This is a genomic window from Streptomyces sp. NPDC098101, from assembly GCF_044760185.1.
In the GTDB taxonomy this organism is placed as follows: domain Bacteria; phylum Actinomycetota; class Actinomycetes; order Streptomycetales; family Streptomycetaceae; genus Streptomyces.
The window spans coordinates 1,074,618-1,099,199 of record NZ_JBIWAS010000002.1 but is presented as its reverse complement, the minus strand read 5'-3'; the positions used below and the strand labels follow the sequence as shown (position 1 = coordinate 1,099,199).

The following is a 24,582-nucleotide window of genomic DNA, read 5'->3' as shown; positions in this document are numbered from 1 at the left end:
TCACCCCAACGAGTGTGGCCTGTTCGAGTGTGGACTCACCGTCCCAGGAGGCCGTCGAGGGTGCCGACCGGGTCGGGGTCGGGGTGGCCGCGCGGCCACCAGTCCTCGCGGTCGGCGTCCGACTCGTAGCCGTACCAGAGGCCGTCCCGGCCGAGGCGGAGCTGGAGGGACCTGGCGGAGAGCCGGTTGCGCCAGGGCCGGAAGGCGGGGAGTCCGGCGGCGAGCAGCGCGGGTCTGGCCCGGTCGAACGGGCCCGCCGGCGGGTCCCAGGCCTCCTCCAGGACCGCGAGGCCCTCGGCGCCGCCCTGCCGCCAGGCGGCGACGGCGCGGGCCAGGTCCGTGGGGGTGCGGTCGAGGGCGTGGGCCAGGCCCCGGTAGAGCGCGCGGGTGGAGGCGGTGAGCCCGGAGCCGGGGTGCGCGGCGGCGAGGCGGACCGCGTCCTGCCAGGGGGTGAGGGCGGCGACCGGGTCGAGCCCCGTGGTGAGGAAGGCGTGGGCGCGGGCGGCGGCCTCGGTGGCGAGGAGGTCGAGCGCGAGCGGGTCGGGGGCGGCGGGGTCGGGCGGGAAGACGGCCGGGCGGCCGGGCCGGTCGGGGAGCGGCAGCGGGGCGGGCAGCGGCGGGAGGCCGGCCCCGGCGGCGTCGAGGGCGGTGCGGGCGGGGACGGTGGGCATCGGGGGTGCGGCGGCGTCCGTCTCGGCGGCGGACCGGGCCGCGTTGCGCCGGGTCAGTTCGGCGAGGAGCTCCTGCTCGCCGCGGCCGCGCATCAGGAAGAGGACGAACGGGTCCTCGTCGAGGAGCCGCGCGGCCTGGTAGCAGAGGGCGGCGGCGTGCTTGCAGGGGTAGCCGTCGTCCGGGCAGGAGCAGTCGGGGACGAGGTCGCCGGGCGCGGGCAGCAGTCCGGTCACCGCCTCCAGGGCGTGCGGCACGTCCTTGTCGAGGAGGGCGGCGATGTGGTCGGGGCGCGCGGCGGCCCCGTCGAGGAACTCCTCCCAGCCGTCGTCGCCGAGGGTCCGCATCCTGATCTCGGTGCGGTACGGGCGGGGCCTGCTGCCGTGGACGTAGGCGACGACCCGGCCGGGGGTGACCGTGATCGCGTCGACGTGCCCGCGTCCCGCGTAGGCCTTGCCGCGGGCGAGGCGGGCCGGGTCGAGGGCGGTGTCCTCCAGGGCCTCGACCCAGGCGTTGCCCCACCAGGTGGCGGCGAACCGCCCGTCGGGGGCCGCGCGGGGCGCGACCTGTGGGAAGGAGCGGCGGCGGTCGTCGTGGCGGGGGACGGCCGCGCGCACGGCCCGGGCGCGGTTCACGAGGGCCTCCTCAGGGACACCAGGTCGGCGAGCTCCCGGTCGGTGAGTTCGGTGAGGGCGGCCTCGCCGGAGCCGAGGACGGCGTCGGCCAGGGCCCGCTTGGCGCGGAGCATCTCGGAGATCCGGTCCTCGACCGTGCCCTCGGCGATCAGCCGGTGGACCTGGACCGGCTGGGTCTGTCCGATGCGGTAGGCGCGGTCGGTGGCCTGTTCCTCGACGGCCGGGTTCCACCAGCGGTCGTAGTGGATCACGTGGCCGGCCCGGGTGAGGTTGAGGCCGGTGCCCGCGGCCTTGAGGGAGAGCAGGAAGACGGGGACCTCGCCGTCCTGGAAGCGGTCGACCATCCGCTCCCGCTCGGCCACCGGGGTTCCGCCGTGCAGGAGTTGGGCGGGGACGCCGCGCGCGGCCAGGTGGTCGGCGAGGAGCCGCGCCATCGACACGTACTGGGTGAAGACGAGCACGGACCCGTCCTCGGCGAGGATCGTGTCGAGGAGTTCGTCGAGCAGGGCGAGCTTTCCCGAGCGGCCGGCGAGGCGGGCGGTGCCGGGGCCGCGCGGGGCCTGTTCCTTGAGGAACTGGGCGGGGTGGTTGCAGATCTGCTTGAGGGAGGTGAGCAGCTTCATGACGAGGCCGCGCCGTGCCATGCCCTCGGACTCCTCGATCCGCGCCATGGTCTCGCGGACGGTCGCCTCGTAGAGGGAAGCCTGCTCCCGGGTGAGGGGGACGGGGTGGTCGGACTCCGTCTTGGGCGGCAGCTCGGGGACGATGCCGGGGTCGGACTTGCGGCGGCGCAGCAGGAAGGGCCGCACCAGCCGGGCGAGCCGCTCGACGGCCTCGTCGTGTTCGGTCTCCTCGTGGTTCTCCACGGCCCTGGCGTGCCGGGAGCGGAAGGCCTTGAGCGGTCCGAGGAGTCCGGGGGTGGTCCAGTCGAGGAGAGCCCACAGCTCGGAGAGGTTGTTCTCGACGGGGGTGCCGGTCAGGGCGACCCGGGCGGGCGCGGGGATCTCGCGCAGCGCCTTGGCCGTCGCGGAGAACGGGTTCTTGACGTGCTGCGCCTCGTCGGCGACGACCATCCCCCACTCGTGCGCGGCCAGCCGGGCGGCGCTGGTGCGCAGGGTGCCGTAGGTGGTGAGGACGAAGCCGCCCTCGACTCCGTCCAGGTCCCGGTCGGCGCCGTGGAAGCGCCGTACGGGCACGTCGGGGGCGAACTTCCGCACCTCCCGCTGCCAGTTGCCGAGCAGGGACGCCGGGCAGACGACGAGGGTGGGGGCGCGGCGGGCGCGGCGCAGGTGGAGGGCGATGAGGGTGACGGTCTTGCCGAGGCCCATGTCGTCGGCGAGGCAGCCGCCGAGGCCGAGCGAGGTCATGAGGTCCAGCCAGGCGAGGCCGCGCAGCTGGTAGTCGCGCAGGGTGGCGGTGAGGCCGGGCGGGGCCTGCACGTCCTCGGGTCCGGCCAGGAGCCGGTCGCGGAGGGCGGCGAGCGCCCCGACGGGGACGGCGGGGACGGTCTCGCCGTCCACCTCGGCGGTGCCGGTGAGGGCGACGCCGAGGGCGTCGACCGGTTCGAGCAGGCCGAGCTCCCGCTTGCGGGCCTTGCGGACCAGGTCGGGGTCGACGACGACCCACTGGTCGCGGAGGCGCACGACGGGCCGGTGGGCCTCGGCGAGCAGGTCCATCTCGCGCTCGGTGAGCGGGTCACCGTCGAGGGCCAGCTGCCAGTCGAACCGCAGCAGTTCCTCGCTGTCGAAGAAGGAGGTGCCGTCGGTCGCGGAGCCGGGCGCGGCGAGCGCCGGGCGGACGACGGCGGAGGCGCTGAGCGTGCGGGCCAGCTCGCGCGGCCAGTGGACGGCGACCCCGGCGTCGGCGAGCCGGGCGGCGGCGGGGCCGAGCAGCTCGTACAGCTCGTCCTCGGTGACGGCGAGGACGTCGGGCACGTCCCGCTCCAGGAGCCGGGCCAGCGGGGGCCAGACCCGGGCGGCGCGGCGCAGGGCGAGGACGGCGTCGATCCGGGCGCGGGGGCCGAAGTGCTCGCCCTCCCCCGTCCACAGGGCCGTGGCGTCGATGACGAGGGTGGGGTCGGCGAGGCTGTGGACCTGGAGGAGCGCGGCGGCCGCGTGCCGCTCGCCGCCGCTCTTCTCCGCGCTCCCTCCGCCGGGGGCGCCGATGTCGAAGAGTTCGTACGCGGACAGGTCGAGGCGGAGCGAGACGCGGACTCCGGCGTCCATCCCGGCCGCCGCCTCGGCGGCCCAGGCACGCGCGCGGGGCAGGTGCTGCGGGGCGCGGGCGGCGAACGGCGCCCCGGCCGCGTGGGCGGCGGCCGGGGTGCGGGGCAGGGTGTCGGCGACGGCGTCGAGGAAGGCGCGGACGAGGGCTTCGGGCTCGGGCAGCCGCAGCGGCCCCGGGCCGGGGACGGGCACGGCGTGGGCCTCGGCCGGCAGGGCGGCGGCGACGGCCCGCAGATGGGCGATGTCGTCGGCGTCCAGGGGACCGGCCCGCCAGGCGTCCAGGTCGTCGGCGGTGAGTCCCGGCAGGAGCCGTCCCCGGGCGGCCAGGTGCAGGGCGTGCAGGGCGGCGGCGCCCCAGCCGGCGGTGGCGGGGTGGGCGGCCGGGTGGTGGCGGGCGGCGACGAGGTGGGGCAGGGCGGCCTCGACCGGGAGCGTGACGGCGGGGACCCGGCGGCTCCGGGCGCCGGTGCCGTGCCGCCGGGCGACGGTCAGCTCGACGCGCTCCGCGCCGGCCGCCGTCCCCGGGTCCGGCAGCGCGCCGCCGTCGGGGGCCCAGAAGGCGACCCGGCCCTCGCGGGGAAGGGCGGCGGGCAGGAAGACGGCCGCACTGGTGGTCCAGGTGTGTGTCACGGCTCCGCTCTCCTCCCCCGGCCGTCCGCCGCGCGACGGAGCTCGGGCGAACTCCGACGTGGACCTCCGACCTTACGGGCGGGGTCTGACAACCGGGACCGGCGACGGGTCCGACCGTGAGAGCGACCGCGGTTCCGGCCGTGGTCGCCGGGCGGTTCCCCCGGGCGGCCCAGCAGCGGATGACACGGGAGTCGGCGGGCGGGAGGGTGGGCCTGGACCGGGGTCGGGCCCGGAGGCACCGCTCGCCACGGCCCACCACGGCCGATCACCGTCCGCCGCCGCTCGTCGCCGTCCATCACCGCTCGACACCGTCCGTCGCCGTCCATCGCCGTCCGTCGGCTTCGCCCGACAGAAGAGGAACCGCCATGTCCGTTCGCCGGCGTCTCACGACCGCCACCGGGGCCGTGCTGCTCACCCTCGCCGTCGCCGGCTGCTCGGGCCTCGGCCGCACCGCCGTGGGCACGATCGAGTACGAGACGGGACGCGACGTGGGGGTGATGGTGACGAGCCCCTCGGTGAAGGGCTGCCACCGCCTGGCACCGGCCGGCGCGACCAGCGTCGAGAACAACACTCTGGTGGACATCGTGCTGTACCCGACCCCCGACTGCCGGGGCGAGGAGTCCACCTATCTTCCGGCCAGCACCGGGGAGCACATCGTTCCGGACACCCCGCCCTGGCGCAGCTACAGCGTCATCCACTAGGCCACGGGCCGCCGGGGCCGGTCCGGCTCCCCCTTCGGTTTCGCCCGGAACGGGTCCATGCTGGAGGTGTCCGGGAAAACCCTCACGGGAGACGTGACCGCCATGCGAACCGGGAGCGAGCCGGTGACCGCGCGCAGTCCCCTGCGGATGCGGTTCTGGCTGAGCGTGTGGGGGCTGCTGTGGGCGGCCTTCGGCACGGTCGCGTTCGCCCTGGTGGGCCGCCCCGGCTGGGCGGCGGCCTGCGGGGTGCTGTTCCTGGTGGTCCTGTGCGACCTGGTCCTCGTGGTGCGCCGGATGCGGCAGGGGCCGCACTGGCAGCCGGGCCGGGACGTCCCCCCGTACGATCCCGACCGCGGCGGCGGGAAGCGCTGAGCGCCGCCCTGCCCCGTACGTCCGGGTCGTGCGCGTCTGGAGCCCGTCCGTCCGGGTCCCGTGCGTCTCAGTTCTGCGAGTCGAAGCCCGCCGCTTGCAGGTACTCCGGCTTGGGGTCGAGCGCGGCGGCGAGGCGGAAGTGCCGGGTGGCCCGGTCGGTCTGTCCGGAGCGCTCGAAGGTGCGGGCGAGGGCGAAGTGCGCGAACGCGTTGTCCGGCTCGCGCTCCAGGACCAGTTCGAATTCCAGCTGCGCGGGCCGCAGCTGGGCGGCGGCGAAGAAGGCCCGCGCGCGCAGCAGGCGCGCGGCCGTGTTCTCGGGGTGGGCGGCGATCACCGAGTCCAGCAGCTTCACGGCGCCCCGGGGGTCCCGCGCGGCCAGCAGGTGCTCTGCGGCGCGGAAGTCGATGACGTGCGTTTCCGGATTGCTGTCGGCCACGATGGCATCCTTCCCCTCGTTCGGTGGTTGAACACCGGACCCGGCGGCCGCATTCCGCCCGGTCTCCGGGGTCCTAGGACGAGGAGGCGGCCCGCCGGGCCAGTTCGTCCCAGGCCTTCCGCACCTGCGGCTCCAGCGCGTCGAGCGGTCCGTCGTTGTCGATCACGAGGTCCGCGACGGCCAGCCGCTGCGCGCGCGTGGCCTGGGCCGCCATCCGGGCCCGGGCCTCGGACTCGTCCATGCCCCGGAGCCGTACGAGCCGGTCGAGCCGGGTCTCCGGGGAGGCGTCCACGACCACGACCAGGTCGTAGAGCGGCGCGAGCCCGTTCTCGGTGAGCAGGGGCACGTCGTGGACGACGACGTCCCCGGCCTCCGCGCGGCTCTCCAGCTCCGCCGACCGGGCGCCGACCAGGGGATGGACGATGGCGTTGAGGGTGGCCAGGCGGTCGGCGTCGGAGAATACGAGGGAGCCGAGCTTCGGCCGGTCGAGCGCCCCCTCCGCGGTGAGGACGCCCTCGCCGAAGGCCTCCACGACGGCCGCGAGCCCCGGGGTGCCGGGCTCCACGACCTCGCGGGCGATCCGGTCTGCGTCGATGAGGACGGCTCCGTACGAGACGAACAGCCGTGACACTTCGCTCTTGCCGGCGCCGATCCCGCCGGTCAGGCCCACCTTCAGCATGAGCGGCAGCTTAGGGCCTGCCCCGGCGGGGCTACGCGTCGCCCTCCCGCTCGGCGAGGAAGCGCTCGAACTCGCGGCCCAGCTCGTCCGCCGACGGCAGGTCGGCGGGCTCCGCGACGAGGTTGCCGCGGGTCTCGGCCCCGGCCACCGCGTCGTACTGGTGCTCCAGGCCCTGCACGAGCGCCACCAGCTCCTCGTCGCCCTCGCCGATCTGGCGGTCGATCTCGGTCTGGGTGCGGCGGGCCTCCGTCCGCAGCGAGTGGGCGACGCCCGGCAGGACGAGGCCCGTGGCGGCCGTGACGGCCTCGAGCGCGGTCAGGGCCGCGTCCGGGTACGCCGAGCGGGCCACGTAGTGCGGGACGTGGGCGGCGACGCCGAGGGTGTCGTGGCCGGCCTCCGTGAGCCGGTACTCGACGAGGGCCTCGGCGCTGCCGGGCACCTGGGCCTCGTCGAAGGGGCTGCGGTGGCCGGGCATGAGGTCGGTGCGGCTGCCGTGCGGGGTGAGCCCGACCGGGCGGGTGTGCGGCACGCCCATGGGGATCCCGTGGAAGTTGACGGCGAGGCGCACGCCGAGGCGCTCGACGATCTGCCGGACGGCGGCGGCGAACCGCTCCCACTCCACGTCCGGCTCCGGGCCGGAGAGGACGAGGAAGGGGGCACCGGTGGCGTCCTGCACGAGGCGGACCTCGATGGACGGCGTCTCGTACGCGGTCCAGCGGTCGCGCCGGAAGGTCAGCAGCGGGCGGCGGGCGCGGTAGTCCACGAGCCGGTCGTGGTCGAAGCGGGCCACCAGCTGGTGCGGAAGGGTGTCGAGCACGCGCTCGACGATCTGCTCGCCGGTCTCGCCCGCGTCGATGTAGCCGTCGAAGTGGTACAGCATGACGAGGCCGGCCGACTCCTGCGCCAGAGCCATGTCGACGACGGCCACGCCCTTCGGGTCCCATTCGTACAAATCCTGCGGATCAAGCACGATTACCGCTCCTCCTCGTGTTCTCTCTGGGAACGCGCCGGGTGCCGCCGCCATTCCCGGGACGCGCGGTCTTTCGGCGGGAACGCCGCGAACTCCGGGCACTGGTCCAGACCTTGACACGCCCAGGGCGGCTCCCTACCGTCTCCGGACAGCGTCGCGTTCAGTCTCTCGACCCCCGTGCACATACAGGAACACCCCCCATTCCTGCCCCGGAAGGCATCCATGCGCACTCGAACGCTGCTCCTCCCCCTCCTCCCGGCGCTCCTCGCCGTCCCCCTCACGACCTCTCCGGCCGCCGCGGCGACCATCGAGGTCGCGACCGCCGCCCAGCTCAAGTCGGCGCTCACCGCCGCGCGCCCCGGCGACACGATCCACCTCGCGGACGGCACGTACACCGGGAACTTCAAGGCGACCGTGGCGGGCACCCCGGCCGCCCGGATCACCCTGACCGGTTCCCCGCGCGCGGTGCTGACCGCTCGCGGCGGCTACGGGCTGCATCTGAACGGCGCCTCGTACTGGACGGTGAAGGGGGTCACGGTGACCGGCGGCCAGAAGGGGATCATGACCGACGCCGCGGACCACGTGGTGATCGACGGGGTGACCGTGCACCACCTGACCATGGAGGGCGTGCACTTCCGCAACTCCAGCAGGAACGGGGTCCTGAAGAACTCGCGGATCCACGACACCGGGAACGACGGCCGGGGCATGGGCGAGGGCGTGTACATCGGCACCGCCAACGATCTCTCCGACCGGAGCGACGGCGCGCAGATCCTGAACAACGTCATCGGACCGGACGTCGGCGGCGAGAGCGTCGACGTCAAGGAGGGCACGACCGGGGCGAGGATCGTCGGCAACACCTTCGACGGGCGCGGGCTGACCGGGGCCAACTACGACGACTCCTGGGTCGACGTGAAGGGCAACGACGTCCTCGTGGAGGACAACACCGGGGTGAACACGACGAACAACGGCTTCGAGACCCACAGTCAGCAGAGCGGCTGGGGGTGCGGGACGGTCTTCCGCGGCAACCGCGCGAACCTGACGGGCGCGACCGGTCCGCAGCGGCTCGCGATCAACGTCACCCACCAGAGCGGCTCGTGCAAAACCACGGTGTACGCCTCGAACACGGTGACCGGCGGAAACGGCCTGACGAACATCGCCGTGACGCCCTGAGGGGCCGGGGCCCCGATCTCCGATCCCTGGAAAAACGTCCGAGGCCCGCTCCCCCGGAGGGGAACGGGCCTCGGTTTCGCTAGCGGCTAGCGCTCAGCGGAGAGCCTGTTCAGCTCTGGCCGCCGGCCAGCTTCTCGCGCAGGGCGGCGAGCGCCTCGTCCGACGCCAGGGCGCCGGAGTTGTCGTCCGACTCCGAGGAGTAGGAACCGCCCGAGATGCCCGCACCGGCGTTGCCACCGGCGGCCGGGGCGGCAGCGCCCTCGGCAGCGGCGGCCTCGTCGGCCTCGCGGGACTTGATGACCTGGGCCTGGTGCTGCTCGAAGCGAGCCTGCGCCTCGGCGTACTGGGTCTCCCAGGCCTCGCGCTGGGTCTCGAAGCCCTCGAGCCAGTCGTTGGTCTCGGGGTCGAAGCCCTCGGGGTAGATGTAGTTGCCCTGGTCGTCGTAGGACGCGGCCATGCCGTACAGGGTCGGGTCGAACTCGACCGAGGCCGGGTCGGCACCGAAGGACTCGTTGGCCTGCTTCAGCGAGAGGCTGATGCGGCGGCGCTCGAGGTCGATGTCGATGACCTTGACGAAGATCTCGTCGTTGACCTGGACGACCTGCTCCGGGATCTCCACGTGGCGCTCGGCCAGCTCGGAGATGTGGACCAGACCCTCGATGCCCTCGTCCACGCGGACGAACGCACCGAACGGAACCAGCTTGGTGACCTTACCCGGGACGACCTGACCGATCTGGTGGGTCCGGGCGAACTGCTGCCACGGGTCCTCCTGGGTCGCCTTCAGCGACAGGGAGACGCGCTCGCGGTCCATGTCCACGTCGAGAACCTCGACGGTGACCTCCTGGCCGACCTCGACGACCTCGGACGGGTGGTCGATGTGCTTCCAGGACAGCTCGGAGACGTGCACGAGACCGTCGACGCCACCCAGGTCCACGAAGGCACCGAAGTTGACGATCGAGGACACGACGCCGGAGCGGACCTGACCCTTCTGGAGGGTCGTGAGGAAGGTCTGGCGGACCTCGGACTGGGTCTGCTCCAGCCAGGCACGGCGGGACAGGACCACGTTGTTGCGGTTCTTGTCCAGCTCGATGATCTTCGCCTCGAGCTCCTTGCCCACGTAGGGCTGGAGGTCGCGGACGCGACGCATCTCGACGAGGGAGGCCGGCAGGAAGCCACGGAGGCCGATGTCGAGGATGAGACCACCCTTGACGACCTCGATGACGGTACCGGTGACGATGCCGTCCTCTTCCTTGATCTTCTCGATGGTGCCCCAGGCGCGCTCGTACTGGGCGCGCTTCTTCGAGAGGATCAGGCGGCCTTCCTTGTCCTCCTTCTGGAGAACCAGGGCCTCGATCTCGTCGCCGACCTTGACGACCTCGTTCGGGTCGACGTCGTGCTTGATCGAGAGCTCGCGGCTCGGGATGACACCTTCGGTCTTGTAACCGATGTCGAGCAGGACCTCGTCCCGGTCGACCTTCACGATGACGCCGTCGACGATGTCGCCGTCGTTGAAGTACTTGATCGTCTCGTCGATCGCGGCGAGGAAGGCTTCCTCGTTACCGATGTCGTTGACCGCAACCTGCGGGGTGGTGGCGGTGGTCTCGGTGCTGCTCGTCATGTGGGAAAGGGCTCCGGTTACGGACAGAAAGTCGTAGGTACTGCTACGCCGTGAGCCCGTATCGCACCAAGAAGCCGGACAGCCAATGAGGCCCCCTGCCCGCGGACGGGAGGAGCCTCGAAAACCGAGGGGACATATACCAGGTACGAGCGCGGCCTGCTCCGTCTGAGGCACGCAGACCCGCAGCGCAACCTTTAGCATACGGAAGCAGCCGGACAGGGTCAATGCGCGAAGCGCGCACCCGGGGCAGATCCGCTCAACTCCGGCACCACTCATGTCCTTCCACGCCGTGTCGGCGTGGCCCGCCGCACGGCGGTACTGACGCGCAAACTACATCGGCGGGCGAGATGAACCAAGAGTACGGACACGAAGACGCGGTCGAGGACGAGGCCGACGGGGCGGAGGCGACCCGGCGTGACGCGGGGGACGCGGAGAGCAGCCGGGCGAGCCGCGGATGGTGGGACCGGAACGCCGACGAGTACCAGAGCGAGCACGGCTCCTTCCTGGGCGACGACCGGTTCGTGTGGGGCCCCGAGGGCCTTAACGAGGCCGAGGCCGGGCTGCTCGGCCCCGCCGCCTCCCTGAAGGGCCTCGACGTCCTGGAGATCGGCGCGGGCGCCGCGCAGTGCTCCCGGTGGCTGGCGGCGCGGGGGGCCCGGCCGGTGGCGCTCGACCTCTCGCACCGGCAGCTCCAGCACGCGCTGCGGATCGGCGGCGAGGTGCCGCTGGTGGAGGCGGACGCGGGGGCGCTGCCGTTCCGGGACGGCTCCTTCGACCTGGCCTGCTCGGCGTACGGGGCGGTGCCGTTCGTCGCCGATCCGGTGCGGGTGTTCCGGGAGGTGCGCCGGGTGCTGCGGCCGGGCGGGCGCTGGGTGTTCTCGGTGACGCACCCGATCCGCTGGGCCTTCCCGGACGAGCCGGGGCCCGAGGGGCTCTCGGTCGCGGCCTCGTACTTCGACCGCACGCCGTACGTCGAGCAGGACGAGGAGGGGCGGGCGGTGTACGTGGAGCACCACCGGACGCTCGGGGACCGGGTGCGGGATGTGGTGGCCGGCGGGTTCCGGCTCGTGGACCTGGTCGAGCCGGAGTGGCCGTCCTGGAACGGCCAGGAGTGGGGCGGCTGGTCCCCGCTGCGGGGGAACCTGATCCCGGGGACGGCGATCTTCGTGTGCGAGCGGGCGGAGTAGCCGGGGCGGGGTGGCCGGGGGAAGTAGCCGGGGGCGGACGCGTCACCCTCACCGGCCGTGTTCATATACGGCAGTCGCACTTATGGGTGGGCCCTGTGGACAACGGGGCCCGCCTTTTTCTTCCGCGTACGAGACTGAGTGCGTGATCCGAAACGAAGCGCTCGACCGTCTCCCCGTCCGCCATGCCGTCCCCGAGCTGCTCTCCGCGCTCGCGGAGCGCGGCACGGCGGTGCTGTCCGCTCCTCCCGGCACCGGCAAGACGACGCTGGTGCCGCTGGCGCTCGCGGGATTCATGGGGGACGGGCCGGCGCGGCGGGTGCTGGTGGCCGAGCCGCGCCGGATGGCGGTGCGGGCGGCGGCCCGGCGGATGGCGTGGCTGCTCGGCGAGGAGGTCGGCGGCGCGGTCGGCTTCTCGGTGCGCGGCGAGCGGCGGGCCGGACCGGCGACCCGGGTCGAGGTGGTGACCACGGGCATCCTGCTCCAGCGGCTCCAGCGCGACCCGGAGCTGGCGGGGGTCGACGTGGTGCTGCTCGACGAGTGCCACGAGCGGCACCTGGACGCGGACACGGCGATGGCGTTCCTGGTGGACGTGCGGGCGACCCTGCGGCCGGAGCTGAACCTGATCGCCGCCTCGGCGACGAGCGACGCCGAGGCCTGGGCCCGGCTGCTCACGGCCCTCGACGGCGGCGGTCCCGCGCCGATCGTGCGGAGCGAGGGCGAGGGGCACGGGTACGAGGTCCGGTTCGCCGCGCCACCCTCCGGGATCAGGCCCGCGCACGGCACCTGGGTGGATCCGGAGCTGCTGCGCCACGTAGCGGCGACGGTGCGGACCGCCCTGGAGCGGCACGCGGGCGACGTCCTCTGTTTCCTGCCGGGTACGGGGGAGATCGCGCGGACGGCGGGGCTGCTGTCCGGGCTGGACGCCGAGGTGCTCCAGCTGCACGGGCGGGCTCCGGCGGCGGTGCAGGACGCGGTGCTGCGGGGCGTCGAGCCGGGCGGGCGGCGCCGGGTGGTGCTGTCGACGTCGGTGGCGGAGTCGAGCCTGACGGTTCCGGGGGTGCGGGTGGTGGTCGACTCGGGGCTCGCGCGGGAGCCCCGGACGGACCACGCCCGGGGGCTCGGGTCGCTGGCGACGGTGCCGGTGTCGACGGCCGCGGCGACGCAGCGGGCCGGGCGCTCGGGACGCGAGGCGCCGGGCGTGGTCTACCGCTGCTGGTCGGAGGCGGAGGACGGTGGCCGGGCGCGGTTCCCCTCGCCCGAGATCAGGATCGCGGACCTGGCGGACTTCGCTCTGCGGGCCGCCTGCTGGGGCGATCCGACGGCCGGGGGGCTCGCGCTGCTCGACGCGCCGCCGGCCGGGGCGATGGAAGCGGCCCGTGCGGTCCTCGGGTCCATCGGGGCCGTGGACGCGGCGGGCCAAGCCACGGAGCGGGGGGTGCGGATGTCCCGGCTGGGGCTCCATCCCCGGCTGGGCCGCGCCCTTCTGGACGGTGCGCCGGAGGTCGGGGTCCGGCGGGCCGCCGAGGTGGTCGCGCTGCTCGGCGAGGAGCCGCCGCGCGACTACGGGGACGACCTGGCGGCGGCCTGGCGGGCGGCCCGCCGGGGCGCGGACGGGTACGGCGCGCGGTGGAAGGCGGAGGCGCGGCGTCTGGAGCGGGCGGCGGGCGAGGCGGAGGCCGGGACAAGCGGCTTGCCCCTGGCGGCGGTTGGGGAGGGCGACGACGCCGTGGCCGGGCTGGTGACGGCGCTCGCCTTCCCGGAGCGGGTGGCCAGGGCCCGGGAGCAGGGCGGCTATCTGATGGTGTCGGGGAGCGGGGCGCGGCTCGCCGAGGGCTCCGGGTTGCGGTCCGCTCCGTGGCTGGCCGTGGCGGTGGCGGACCGTACGGCGCGGGACGCCACGGCACGGGTGCGGCTCGCGGTGGTGGTGGACGAGGCCGTGGCGCGGCGGGCGGCGGGGCATCTGCGGTCCACCGGCGAGGAGGTCCGCTGGGAGGACGGGGACGTGGTCGCGCGCTCGGTGGACCGGTTGGGCGCGGTCGAGCTGACGGTGCGGCCCCTGGGCGCCGGGGCCGATCGGGCGCTGGTCCGGGAGGCGCTGCTCGACGGTCTGCGGCGCGAGGGACTCGGGCTGTTGCGGTGGAGCCGGGAGGCCGGGGAGCTGCGCGAGCGGCTGGCGTTCCTCCACCGGGAGGTGGGCGGGGCGTGGCCGGACGTGTCGGAGGAGGCGCTGGTCGACCGGGCCGGGGAGTGGCTGGAGCCGGAGCTGTCCCGGGCCGGGCGGCGTGCCGATCTGGGGCGGATCGGCGCCGGTGAGGCCCTGCGGCGGCTGCTGCCGTGGGCGTCGGGCGAGGCGGGGCGGCTGGACGAGCTGGCGCCGGAGCGGATCGAGGTGCCGAGCGGTTCGCGGATACGGGTGGAGTACGGGGGCGACCGGCCGGTGCTCGCGGTGAAGCTCCAGGAGATGTTCGGTCTGGCCGAGACGCCCCGGGTGGCGGGGGTGCCGGTGCTCGTCCACCTCCTCTCCCCCGCCGGGCGGCCGGCGGCGGTGACGGCCGACCTGGCGTCGTTCTGGCGGGACGGCTACCGCGCGGTGCGGGCGGAGTTGCGGGGGCGGTATCCGAAGCATCCGTGGCCGGAGGACCCGTCCGAGGCGGTGGCGACCCGGCATACCAGCGCGCGGCTCAGAGGGGGGCGGTGACGCCGGGGGCTGAGCGGACGCCGGGGCTGAACGGACTCCGGGGCCGGGTGAACTTCCGGGGCCGGGTGAACTTCGGGGGCCGGGTGAACTTCGGGGGCCGAGTGGGCTGTGAGGGCCGGGCGGGCTCCGAAGGACGGCGCGGGGTGGGCGGGGCCGGTGGTCCGGAAGGCGCTCCGGGAACGCGAAGCGCCGCCCCCTCGTCCGGTGCGGACGGAGGGAGCGGCGCGGGGAGACGCGAGACGCGGTGCGGTCGGACCGTGTCGGGCCTCGGGCAGGGCGGTCAGGCCCTGGCGAGGCGGTCTGGCCTCGCCAGGGCCGGGCAGGCACCGGCGAAGCGATCCGGCCTCGGCGGGGCGGTCAGTCCTTGGGCGTGGCCGAGGAGGAGGCCGTCGGCGTGGAGGACGACGAGGGAGAGGTGGACGGTGAAGGAGAGGTGGACGGCGAGGGGGTGGCCTCGGGCGTACCGGTCTCGGTGGGGTCCGGAGTGGGGGTGGTGGCGGGCTCGGTGACCTTGAGCTCGACGAAGAGGGTGCCGCCGCCGGGCGCGGTCAGCTTGAGGTAGTACATGCCCTCCTTGTCGCCCGCGAGGAGGTCGCCCGCCTTGAGGGTGAGGGTGCCGTCCGTGGCGGTCGTGAAGGTGGCGGTGCGGGAGGACGTGCTCTTGAAGGTCGGGCCCTCGGTGCTCGCCTCCTCGGCCGTCTTGGAGGTCACGATCTGCGCGGTGACGCGCACGCCGGGGGCGAGGGCGCTCTTGTCGGTGGCCTTGACCTGGACCCGCTGGTCGAAGGCGGTGCCGGTGGCGGCCGACAGCGGGTCGCCGTCGACGCGGGCGAGGGTGTCCGCCTGCCGCTCGGTGACGGTCACGGCGAAGTCGGCCGCGTCCAGGGTCCGGCCCACGACGGTGGCCCGGATCGTGAACGCCCCGGTCTTCTCGCCGGCCCGCAGGGCCGGGGAGGAGGCGATGCCGGCCGCCGTGGTGGTGGCGGTGACGGAGGTCTTGCCCCCGGCGAAGCGGGTGTCGGTGGCCCCGACGATCTCGAAGCGGACGCTCACCTTGGAGACCGGCTTGCCCGAGGCGTCGAGCGCCGCGACCCGGGGGGTCTTGGCGAAGTCGCTGTCGGTGGGCGCGGTCAGCTTTCCGTTGGCGGCGACCGCGAGCGCCGCCACCTTCCCGGCCGGCGTGGTGGGCGGCGTCGGGTCGGTGGTGGGGGGCTTGGTCGGAACGGTCGGCGGCTTGGTCGTTCCGGGCTTGGAAGGCTCCGGCGGCTTCGGGTTCTGGGTGCCCGGCTTCGGCGCGGGGGACGTCGGGGAGGGGGACGTCGGCACGGGGATGAACGGCGCGGTGGGGCTGGGGAAGCCGCCCGGGCGGCGGTCGTCGCTGCGGTCGACCGGCAGCACGCCCGTGCCGTCCGGGACCTGGTGGGTGCCGCGCTTGTAGTACTCGAACCAGGACAGGACCGTGTTCAGGTACTCGGTCGAGCGGTTGTAGCTGAGGATCGCGCGGTCGAGGTCGGCCCTGAGCGCGAGGTTGCGGTCGTTGGCGCAGAGGTAGAGGCCGGCGGCCTGCGCCGCGTCGTAGATGTTGTTCGGGTCCTTCTTCCCGTCGCCGTTGGCGTCCTGGCCCCAGGTGGCCCAGGTGGACGGGATGAACTGCATCGGGCCGACGGCGCGGTCGTGGACCTTGTCGCCGTCGTAGGCGCCGCCGTCGGTGTCGGAGATGTTGGCGAAGCCGACGCCGTTGAGGGCGGGGCCGAGGATCGGCGAGGTGGTCGTGCCGTTGGCGTCGACCCGGCCGCCGCGCGCCTGCCCGGACTCGACCTTGCCGATGCCGGCGAGCAGTTGCCACGGCAGGTTGCAGCCGGGGTCGGTCGAGCGGATCGACTGCTCGGCCCGCTTGTAGGCGGAGAGGACGGACGCGGGTATGCCGGCCTCGGCCGGCCCCATGATCACCGGCAGGTTGACGCTCGTCCCGGGCTTGCCCGGCTTGTTCGGCGTCTTCAGCGGCGGCAGTTCCGTGTAGTACGGCGAGTCACCGGTCGCGGAGCCCCCGCCGCCGGACGACGGGGCGGTGTCCCCGGCGCCGACGGCGCGGTCGCCACCGGAGTTGTCCGTGGTCGGCTGGATCGCCTCCGGTGCCTGCGAGGCGGCGAGCGCGGCGACCGCCGCGGCCACCACCGCACCGCTGGTGGCCCCCCTGCGCAGCCGGCGGCCGATGTCCGGTGCCATATGCGTCGTCCCTCCCCGATCGACTGAGGCCCCGCGCTCCCCGCGCGTGGCCTCCGGTGACCCTATGCCAACTCCGTACCGGCGAGTACCGGCCGGTGACCGTGTTTCACGCTTTCGTCACCTCTTGGCCGCCTCCCGATCAAACGGGGACGGGAACCGACCGGGCCGCCCGGCGCCTCTTGCACTGCGACCGATCATGGACCGCCGGCCCGCGTCCACCGGCCGTCGCCGTCCGAACCCCGGGAGTCCCCCTTGCCGTTCACGCTGAGCCATGCCGCCGCCGTGCTGCCCGGGCTGCGCCGGAACGGGACCGCGCGCGGGCCGCTGGTCGCGTCCGCCCTCGTCGCGGGTTCCTTCGCACCCGACATGACCTACTTCGCCGCCACGGCGTTCCCCGACGCGATGGCCTTCGGGGACGTGACCCACTCCCCCGTCGGGATCGTCACGGCCGACGTCCTGATCGCGGCCGCGCTCGTCGCCCTCTGGCTGACCGTGCGCGAGCCGCTCGTGGCGCTGCTGCCCGCCCGGTGGCGGGGCAGGGTGTACGGGCTCGTCGTGGGCCGCCGCTGGCGGGAGCGGCGTCCGGCCGCGCTCGCGGGCTGGTTCTTCCTCTCGGCGGCGCTGGGCGCCACGACCCACGTGGTGTGGGACTCGTTCACCCACATCGACCGCTGGGGCACCCGCGCGATCCCCTTCCTCGGCGAGGTCGTGGCCGGCTTCCCGGTCTACCTCTACGCGCAGTACGGGGGTTCGGCGCTGGCCCTGGGGCTCCTCGGCTGCTTCACCGTCCGGGCCCTGCGCTCCACCGCGCCCGGGGCGGAGCTGCCCGCCGGCGTGCCGGTCCCGGACCGGCGCGGGCGGCTCCTCGCGGCCGGGCTCATCGGCGGCTGCGTCCTCGCCGGGGTCGCCCACCGAGTGCTGCGCTGGGCCTCGTACTGGGGCTGGGACCGGATCGAGACGCCCCTGGACGTCATTCCGACAGCGTGCTTCGGGGCCGGCGCCGGGCTCGCCGTCGGGCTCGTGCTGTACGGGACGGGGGTGCGGCTGCGGGCAGCGTCGCCCGCTCCGGGTACGGGAACCCCTGCCCCTGCCTCGGCTCTCCCGAACGCGGAGGAAGAGAACCGGGCGCCCCGGAAGGACCGGGCGTCCCGGCCGGAGCGCTCCCGTCCGTGACCTCGCCGATCTTCTCCGAGGGGGTGAAGCCGCGGGCCGCCGCGCCGCCGGAGAGCGTGCGGTGCACGGCCAGGGCGACCCCCTCCAAGGTGCGGATGCCGTACCGCATGGTGGGGTTGCCGTGGCTCAGGAGGGCGAGCCGGTAGTCGGTCGCGGAGGCCCCGGCCGCGCCCCTGGTCCTCCCCTTGCCCGCCGCCGGGCGCACCACGCCGACGCTGTGGACCCGCCAGGCGTGGGTGGCGCGGGGCAGCCAGCCGTTCTTGAGGTGGACCTTGACCGTGCGGGGCGCGCCCGAGGTGACGCCCCAGGCCTGGTCGCGGACGATCTGGCCCATCAGGGACAGCGCCTCGGCGCGGCGGGACACCGCGGCGAGGAGGGCCAGTTGGTCGCGGGCGGTGGTCCGGGTCAGGCCCCAGTAGCCGCCGTGGCCGGGAACGGTGTCCCGGGCCCCGACGTCGCGGAGCACCCGGGTGAGGCGGGCGCGCGAGAGCCCTTGCCACAGCTCGCCGGCCGCCTTGTTGTCGGAGCGCGTGATCATCGCCCTCATCCGCTGGGACTCCAGGCGGGTGGGCGCGCGGCCGAGCTCCGCCGCCCGCCCGAGGACGGCCTCCAGGATGAGGACCTTGGCGACGCTGGCGGAGTCGTACACCAGGGTGTCGTCGAGCCGGCAGCGCAGTCCGCGCCCGGGGTCGTGCAGGGCGACGGAGACCGTGCCGTCGCGGTTCCGGAGGGCCGTCGCGATGTCCCGGGACAGCCGGGCGGCGAGGGCCGGTTCGCGGGACGAGGTGCAGAGTGCGGGCGCCCGGTGCGCCTCGGCGGGCCAGGCGGTGCCCGATGCCCCGAGTACGACTCCGAGCAGGGCCCAGGCACGGAGGCGGGCGCGGAGGCTCGTGATCATGCTGCTCAGTCTCGTGAGCCCGGCCGCCGGGACGCCCTCCGGAGTGGTCCATCCGGCGCAAACCACCCGCCCCCGCGACCACCGGGGCCCCCACCGGCGACCGAACGCCCCCGGGCCCGTACGGCGTCCGTACGGGCCCGGGGGCGGGTGGTGCGTCAGTGCGCGGCCGAGTCCCAGTCCCGGCCGACGCCGACGGAGACGTCGAGCGGGGCACGCAGATGGGCCGCGCCGGACATCTGCTCACGGACCAGGGCCTCGACCTGCTCGCGCTCGCCGGGGGCGAGTTCGAGCACGATTTCGTCGTGGACCTGGAGGAGCATCCGGGAGGTGAGGCCCGCCTCCGTGAGCGCCCGGTCGACGTTCAGCATGGCGACCTTCACGATGTCGGCGGCCGTGCCCTGGATCGGGGCGTTGAGCGCCATCCGCTCGGCGGCCTCGCGACGCTGGCGGTTGTCGCTGTTGAGGTCGGGCAGGTAGCGGCGGCGGCCCAGCATCGTCTCGGTGTAGCCGGTGGCGCGGGCCTCGTCGACGACGCGCCGCAGATAGTCCCGGACCCCGCCGAAGCGCTCGAAGTAGGTCTCCATGAGGATCCGGGCCTCGGCCGGGTCGATGGTCAGCTGCTGCGCGAGGCCGAAGGCGGACAGGCCGTACGCCAGGCCGTACGACATGGCCTTGATCTTGCGGCGCATCTCGGAGTCGACGGCGGACCGCTCGACGCCGAAGACCTGGGAGGCGACGGTGGTGTGCAGGTCCTCGCCGGAGCTGAAGGCCTCCAGGAGGCCCTCGTCCTCGGAGAGGTGGGCCATGACCCGCAGCTCGATCTGGCTGTAATCGGCGGTCATCAGGGCCTCGAAGCCCTCGCCGACGACGAAGCCGTGCCGGATGGCCCGGCCCTCGTCGGTGCGCACCGGCACGTTCTGCAGGTTCGGGTCGGTGGAGGAGAGGCGGCCGGTGGCGGCGACGGTCTGGCTGAAGGTGGTGTGGATCCGGCCGTCGGCGGCGACGGTCTTGATCAGGCCCTCGACGGTGGAGCGGAGCCGGGCCTGCTCGCGGTGGCGGAGCATGATCACCGGCAGCTCGTGCTCGGTCTGGCCGGCCAGCCAGGCGAGCGCGTCGGCGTCGGTCGTGTAGCCGGTCTTGGTCTTCTTGGTCTTCGGGAGGTTCAGCTCGCCGAAGAAGACCTCCTGGAGCTGCTTGGGCGAGCCGAGGTTGAACTCGTGGCCGACGGAGGCGTGCGCCTCCTTCACGGCCTGCTGGACGGCGCCGGCGAACTGCTGCTCCATGGCCTCCAGGTGCTCGCGGTCGGCGGCGATGCCGTGCCGCTCCAGGCGGGCGAGGAGGGCGGAGGTGGGCAGCTCGACCTCGTGGAGGAGCTCGCGGGCACCGACCTCGCCGAGCCGCTCCTCGAAGGCCCCGCCGAGGTCGAGGACGGCGCGGGCCTGGGCCATGAGCGCCTCGGCCTCCGCGGTGTCGTCGGCGCCGAAGGCGAGCTGCCCGTCGGACGCGGCCGCCGGGGCCAGCTCGCGGCCGAGGTACTCGACGGAGAGCGCGTCCAGGGCGAAGGAGCGCCGGCCGGGCTTGACGAGGTAGGCGGCGAGGGCGGTGTCCATGGTGACGCCCGCGACGCTCCAGCCGTGCTCGGGGAAGACCCGCATGGCGCCCTTGGCGTTGTGCATGACCTTGGGGCGGTCGGGGTCGGAGATCCACGCGGCCCAGGCCCGCTCGTCGGCCTCGTCGATCTCGCTGGGGTCGAACCAGGCGGCGGCGCCCCCGGCGGCGGCGAGGGCGACCTCGCCGACGCTGCCGGTGCCGAGCGCCCAGCTGTCGACGGTGGCGACGCCGAGGGGCTCGGTGCCGTGCTCGGCGAGCCAGGGGGCGAGCTCGCCGGCGGAGAGGACGGAGGCGTCGAGCTCGACGCCGGCGGCGGGCGCCGGGGCGTCCTCCTCGGCGGAGCCCGGGTCGACGGCGAGGAGCCGCTCGCGCAGGGAGGGGTTGCGGATCTCCAGGGTGTCGAGGACGAGGGCGACGGCCGCCCGGTCGTAGGGCTCGCGGGCGAGGTCGGCCACCGTCTTCGACAGCTCGACGTCCCGGACCATCTCGGTCAGGCGCCGGTTGAGCTTGACCGACTCCAGGTGGTCGCGGAAGTTCTGCCCCGCCACGCCCTTGACCTCGTCGGCCCGCTCGACGAGCTGGTCGAAGGAGCCGAACTGGCTGATCCACTTCGCGGCGGTCTTCTCGCCGACCTTGGGGATGCCGGGCAGGTTGTCCGACGGGTCGCCGCGCAGGGCCGCGAAGTCGGGGTACTGCGCGGGGCTCAGGCCGTACTTCTCCTGGATCTTCTCCGGGGTGAAGCGGGTCAGCTCGGAGACGCCCTTGGTGGGGTAGAGCACGGTGACGCGGTCGGTGACGAGCTGGAAGGAGTCCCGGTCGCCGGTGACGATCAGGACGTCGAAGCCCTCGGCCTCGGCCTGCGTGGCAAGGGTGGCGATGACGTCGTCCGCCTCGAAGCCGTCGACGGCGAAGCGCTGCGCGCGCATCGCGTCGAGCAGCTCGCCGATCAGCTCGACCTGGCCCTTGAACTCGTCGGGGGTCTTCGAGCGGTTCGCCTTGTACTCGGGGAACTCCTCGGACCGCCAGGTCTTGCGGGACACGTCGAACGCGACCGCGAAGTGGGTGGGCGCCTCGTCGCGCAGCGTGTTCGCCAGCATCGAGGCGAACCCGTAGATCGCGTTCGTCGGCTGTCCGGTCGCGGTGGTGAAGTTCTCCGCGGGCAGCGCGAAGAAGGCACGGTACGCGAGCGAGTGCCCGTCCATCAGGAGCAGGCGGGGGCGGGTGTCTGCGGTGTTCTTCGATGCTGTCTCGGCCACGGGACGATCCTGCCACGGCCCACCGACAATCCCCTCCTCACCGGCCGGGGTGCCGGGCTGTCGGTGCCGCGTGACAGGATCGGAGACGTACGCCGCAGGACGACCGCTCAAGGGAGAGCGCGATGGTCAGCAAGCCGCCGGCCGGTGACCCGGTCCAGGACGCACCGCAGGTCACGCCGCCGCAGCACGCCGCCGCCGGGCTGCCCGCCGTGGGGCACACCCTGCGGATCGCCCGGGAGCAGATGGGGTCCCTGCGCACCGCGCGGACCCTCCTCAAGGTCAATCAGAAGGACGGCTTCGACTGTCCCGGCTGCGCCTGGCCCGAGGAGGACAAGCGGCACGTCGCGGAGTTCTGCGAGAACGGCGCGAAGGCCGTCGCCGAGGAGGCGACCCTGCGCCGGGTCACCCCGGAGTTCTTCGCCGCGCACCCGGTGGCCGACCTGGCGGAGCGCAGCGGGTACTGGCTGGGCCAGCAGGGCCGCATCACGCAGCCGATGCTCCTCCCCGAGGGCGGCGACCGGTACGAGCCGGTGACCTGGGAGCGGGCCTTCGGGATCCTCGCGGAGGAGCTGCGGGCCCTGGACTCCCCCGACGAGGCGCTCTTCTACACCTCGGGCCGGACCAGCAACGAGGCGGCGTTCCTGCTCCAGCTCTTCGCCCGCGAGTTCGGCACGAACAACCTGCCCGACTGCTCCAACATGTGCCACGAGTCCTCGGGTTCGGCGCTGACGGAGACCATCGGCGTCGGCAAGGGCAGCGTCTCCCTGGAGGACCTGCACCGGGCGGACCTGATCGTCGTGGCCGGACAGAACCCCGGGACGAACCACCCCCGGATGCTGTCGGCCCTGGAGAAGGCGAAGGCCGCGGGCGCCCGGATCATCTCGGTGAACCCGCTGCCGGAGGCCGGCCTGGAGCGGTTCAAGAACCCGCAGACCCCCCTCGGCATGGTCCGGGGCGCCGCGCTCACCGACCTCTTCCTCCAGATCCGGATCGGCGGCGACCAGGCCCTCTTCCGCCTCCTCAACAAGCTGGTCCTGGCGACCCCGGGCGCCGTCGACGAGGAGTTCGTACGCGAACACACCCACGGCTACGAGGAGTTCGCGGCGGCCGCCGGGGAGGCCGACTGGGACGAGACGCTCGCGGCGACCGGCCTGGAGCGCTCCGAGATCGAGCGGGCCCTGGAGATGGTCCTCGCCTCGGAGCGGACGATCGTCTGCTGGGCGATGGGCCTCACCCAGCACAAGCACTCCGTGCCGACCATCCGCGAGGTGGTCAACCTGCTGCTGCTCCGCGGGAACATCGGGCGGCCGGGCGCGGGCGTGTGCCCGGTGCGCGGCCATTCGAACGTGCAGGGCGACCGGACGATGGGCATCTTCGAGCGCCCCGCGCCCGCGTTCCTCGACGCCCTGGACAAGGAGTTCGGGATCGTCTCGCCGCGCCACCACGGCTTCGACGTGGTCCGCTCGATCCAGGCGCTGCGCGACGGCGAGGCGAAGGTGTTCTTCGCGATGGGCGGCAACTTCGTGGGGGCGACCCCCGACACGGAGGTGACGGAGGCGGCGATGCGCCGCGCCCGGCTGACCGTCCACGTGTCGACGAAGCTGAACCGCTCGCACGCGGTCACGGGCACGCGCGCCCTGATCCTGCCCACCCTCGGCCGCACCGACAAGGACGTGCAGAGGAGCGGGCGGCAGTTCGTGACCGTCGAGGACTCGATGAGCCTGGTGCACGCCTCCCGGGGCAACCTGCCCCCGGCGAGCCCGCACCTGCTGTCCGAGCCGGCGATCGTGGCGCGGATGGCCCGCGCGGTCCTCGGGGACGGATCCGCCACGCCCTGGGAGGAGTTCGAGGCCGACTACGCCCGGATCCGGGACCGCATCGCGCGCGTGGTGCCCGGTTTCGAGGACTTCAACGCCCGGCTCGCGGCGGACCCGGGCGGCTTCGCGCTGCCGCACGCCCCTCGCGACGAGCGCCGCTTCCCCACCAGGACCGGCAGGGCGAACTTCACGGCCGCGCCCGTCGAGTACCCGAGGGTGCCGGAGGGCCGGCTGCTCCTCCAGACGCTGCGCTCGCACGACCAGTACAACACCACGATCTACGGCCTGGACGACCGCTACCGGGGCATCAAGGGGGGCCGCCGGGTCGTCCTGGTGCACCCGGAGGACGCGGTGGCGCGCGGCCTGGCCGACGGGGCGTACGCGGACCTGGTGAGCGAGTGGACGGACGGCGTGGAGCGGCGGGCGCCCGGCTTCCGGGTGGTGCACTACCCGACGGCCCGGGGATGCGCGGCGGCCTACTACCCGGAGACGAACGTGCTGGTGCCGCTGGAGTCGACGGCCGACGTCAGCAACACCCCCGCGAGCAAGTCCGTGATCGTCCGTCTGGAACAATCCCCTTCCACCTGAGCGGACGCTTAGTACGCTCGGGCGGAAGCAACGCGATCGGCGCGACCGACGGGACCACGCCGATCGGCGGCCGCACGAAGACGAACGGAGCCGGGCCATGGGTGAGCAGCAGCACGTGAAGTTCCCGCAGGAGGTCATCGACGAGTACGCGGCGCTCGGCGTCGACCTCCCGGCCCTCTTCTCGGCGGGGCACCTCGGCAACCGGATGGGGGTGCAGATCCTGGAGGCCTCGGCCGAGCGGGTCGTCGGCACCATGCCGGTGGAGGGCAACACGCAGCCGTACGGGCTGCTGCACGGCGGGGCGTCGGCGGTCCTCGCCGAGACGCTCGGCTCCGTGGGCTCGATGCTGCACGGCGGGGTCTCCCGGATCGCGGTCGGCGTCGACCTCAACTGCACCCATCACCGCGGGGTCCGCAGCGGTCTGGTGACCGGCGTGGCGACCCCGGTGCACCGCGGGCGGTCCACCGCCACGTACGAGATCGTGATCACCGACGAGCAGGACCGGCGGGTCTGCTCGGCGCGGCTGACCTGCCTGCTGCGCGAGATCGGCCCCAAGGACGCGGAGAACGTCCCGGGGGCGGGGACGGGGACGGGGACGGGCGCGAGCGCCTGAGAGCCGCGCGCGGAGGGAGCGGCGGGGGGGGGGGGGGGCGGGCGCGGGGGGGCGCGGGGGGGGGGGGGGGGGGGGGGGGGGCCCCCCCGGGGGGGGGCCCCCCCCCCCGCCGCTCCCTCCGCGTCATCCCACCCTCGCTCTTTGTCACTCTGCGTGATCTTCGCACGATGTGGAATCCCGGGAAGCGGAGGAGCCGGTTCGTCCGCTGAGGTTTCTGCCACTGTCCGATATCCGGAGAGTCGCCAGAGGCCTCCGTCAGGACCAAGAATCACTCAAGCCCCTTAGCGGAACTGCGCGTTCTCACTATGTGAACACCGCGTAAAGAACCCTTATGCCCCGGTTTGCCCAGCCGCCGCGCACACTCTTTCCCCGTCGGCATAACAAGACAGTCACATCCTGACCTCGCCGCT

General features: G+C 74.1%; 16 protein-coding genes and 1 pseudogene. 8 read left to right on the top strand and 9 right to left on the bottom strand.

The annotated features are described in order from the left end of the window. Nucleotides 1-35: 35 nt before the first annotated feature. Nucleotides 36-1,304, bottom strand: a complete 1,269-nt coding sequence (locus ACIQVI_RS11955; RefSeq protein ID WP_351972289.1) for an SWIM zinc finger family protein — start codon at nt 1,302-1,304, stop codon at nt 36-38. Continuing rightward, entirely contained in the window at nt 1,301-4,159 is a 2,859-nt protein-coding gene (locus tag ACIQVI_RS11950) for a DEAD/DEAH box helicase (RefSeq protein WP_403594162.1), read from the bottom strand. The genes ACIQVI_RS11955 and ACIQVI_RS11950 overlap by 4 nt, the downstream gene beginning before the upstream one ends. 365 nt (nt 4,160-4,524) lie before the next feature. Between ACIQVI_RS11950 and ACIQVI_RS11945 the strand changes: the two genes are divergently transcribed. Together ACIQVI_RS11945 and ACIQVI_RS11940 are read left to right on the top strand one after the other, a co-directional pair. Next, entirely contained in the window at nt 4,525-4,860 is a 336-nt protein-coding gene (locus ACIQVI_RS11945) for a hypothetical protein (protein WP_351972287.1), read from the top strand. A gap of 102 nt (nt 4,861-4,962) precedes the next feature. Further along, on the top strand, nt 4,963-5,232 hold the full coding sequence (locus ACIQVI_RS11940) for a DUF6343 family protein (RefSeq protein ID WP_121830295.1): 270 nt from the start codon (nt 4,963-4,965) through the stop codon (nt 5,230-5,232). Nucleotides 5,233-5,299: 67 nt separating this feature from the next. On the opposite strand, the gene ACIQVI_RS11935 is transcribed toward ACIQVI_RS11940, so the two are convergent. From ACIQVI_RS11935 to ACIQVI_RS11925, 3 genes are all read right to left on the bottom strand, one after another. Beyond that, nucleotides 5,300-5,668 (bottom strand): tetratricopeptide repeat protein, encoded by a 369-nt coding sequence (locus tag ACIQVI_RS11935; protein ID WP_351972286.1) that lies wholly within the window; start codon nt 5,666-5,668, stop codon nt 5,300-5,302. 73 nt (nt 5,669-5,741) lie between these two features. Next, complete coding sequence (coaE, locus tag ACIQVI_RS11930; protein ID WP_403594158.1) at nt 5,742-6,347, bottom strand: dephospho-CoA kinase; 606 nt, start codon at nt 6,345-6,347, stop codon at nt 5,742-5,744. 31 nt (nt 6,348-6,378) lie between these two features. Next, nucleotides 6,379-7,317 carry a PAC2 family protein gene (locus tag ACIQVI_RS11925; RefSeq protein WP_351972284.1) on the bottom strand — a complete coding sequence of 313 codons (939 nt, stop codon included), beginning with the start codon at nt 7,315-7,317 and terminating at the stop codon, nt 6,379-6,381. A gap of 222 nt (nt 7,318-7,539) precedes the next feature. On the opposite strand from ACIQVI_RS11925, the gene ACIQVI_RS11920 reads away from it, so the two are divergent. Continuing rightward, nucleotides 7,540-8,487, top strand: coding sequence for a right-handed parallel beta-helix repeat-containing protein (locus ACIQVI_RS11920; protein WP_403594155.1), 948 nt, complete (start codon nt 7,540-7,542; stop codon nt 8,485-8,487). 109 nt (nt 8,488-8,596) lie between these two features. Here ACIQVI_RS11920 and rpsA read toward each other — a convergent pair whose 3' ends face one another. Beyond that, nucleotides 8,597-10,105 carry a 30S ribosomal protein S1 gene (gene rpsA / locus ACIQVI_RS11915; RefSeq protein ID WP_121830289.1) on the bottom strand — a complete coding sequence of 503 codons (1,509 nt, stop codon included), beginning with the start codon at nt 10,103-10,105 and terminating at the stop codon, nt 8,597-8,599. A 347-nt stretch (nt 10,106-10,452) separates the two neighbouring features. Here rpsA and ACIQVI_RS11910 point away from each other — a divergent pair, with 347 nt between their 5' ends. Both ACIQVI_RS11910 and hrpB read left to right on the top strand, forming a co-directional pair. After that, complete coding sequence (locus tag ACIQVI_RS11910) at nt 10,453-11,292, top strand: class I SAM-dependent methyltransferase (RefSeq protein ID WP_403594152.1); 840 nt, start codon at nt 10,453-10,455, stop codon at nt 11,290-11,292. 142 nt (nt 11,293-11,434) lie between these two features. Further along, nucleotides 11,435-13,990 carry an ATP-dependent helicase HrpB gene (gene hrpB / locus ACIQVI_RS11905; RefSeq protein WP_403594149.1) on the top strand — a complete coding sequence of 852 codons (2,556 nt, stop codon included), beginning with the start codon at nt 11,435-11,437 and terminating at the stop codon, nt 13,988-13,990. Nucleotides 13,991-14,347: 357 nt separating this feature from the next. On the opposite strand, the gene ACIQVI_RS11900 is transcribed toward hrpB, so the two are convergent. Continuing rightward, on the bottom strand, nt 14,348-16,216 hold the full coding sequence (locus ACIQVI_RS11900; protein WP_403594146.1) for a lytic murein transglycosylase: 1,869 nt from the start codon (nt 16,214-16,216) through the stop codon (nt 14,348-14,350). A 252-nt stretch (nt 16,217-16,468) separates the two neighbouring features. Between ACIQVI_RS11900 and ACIQVI_RS11895 the strand changes: the two genes are divergently transcribed. Further along, nucleotides 16,469-17,389 (top strand): DUF4184 family protein, encoded by a 921-nt coding sequence (locus tag ACIQVI_RS11895; RefSeq protein WP_403594143.1) that lies wholly within the window; start codon nt 16,469-16,471, stop codon nt 17,387-17,389. A gap of 199 nt (nt 17,390-17,588) precedes the next feature. Here the strand turns inward: ACIQVI_RS11895 and ACIQVI_RS11890 are convergent. Together ACIQVI_RS11890 and polA are read right to left on the bottom strand one after the other, a co-directional pair. Continuing rightward, a pseudogene (locus ACIQVI_RS11890) lies at nt 17,589-17,927 on the bottom strand (serine hydrolase); the annotation flags it as partial. Nucleotides 17,928-18,442: 515 nt separating this feature from the next. Then, a complete protein-coding gene (gene polA / locus ACIQVI_RS11885; protein WP_351973901.1) occupies nt 18,443-21,154 on the bottom strand; it encodes a DNA polymerase I in 2,712 nt (903 codons plus the stop codon). Between the two features lie 122 nt (nt 21,155-21,276). Between polA and ACIQVI_RS11880 the strand changes: the two genes are divergently transcribed. Beyond that, a complete protein-coding gene (locus tag ACIQVI_RS11880; RefSeq protein WP_403594140.1) occupies nt 21,277-23,559 on the top strand; it encodes an FdhF/YdeP family oxidoreductase in 2,283 nt (760 codons plus the stop codon). A gap of 97 nt (nt 23,560-23,656) precedes the next feature. Then, the gene (locus ACIQVI_RS11875; protein ID WP_351973899.1) at nt 23,657-24,172 is read left to right on the top strand and encodes a hotdog fold thioesterase; all 516 of its coding nucleotides are present in this window, start codon (nt 23,657-23,659) and stop codon (nt 24,170-24,172) included. The last annotated feature ends 410 nt before the right edge of the window (nt 24,173-24,582 follow it).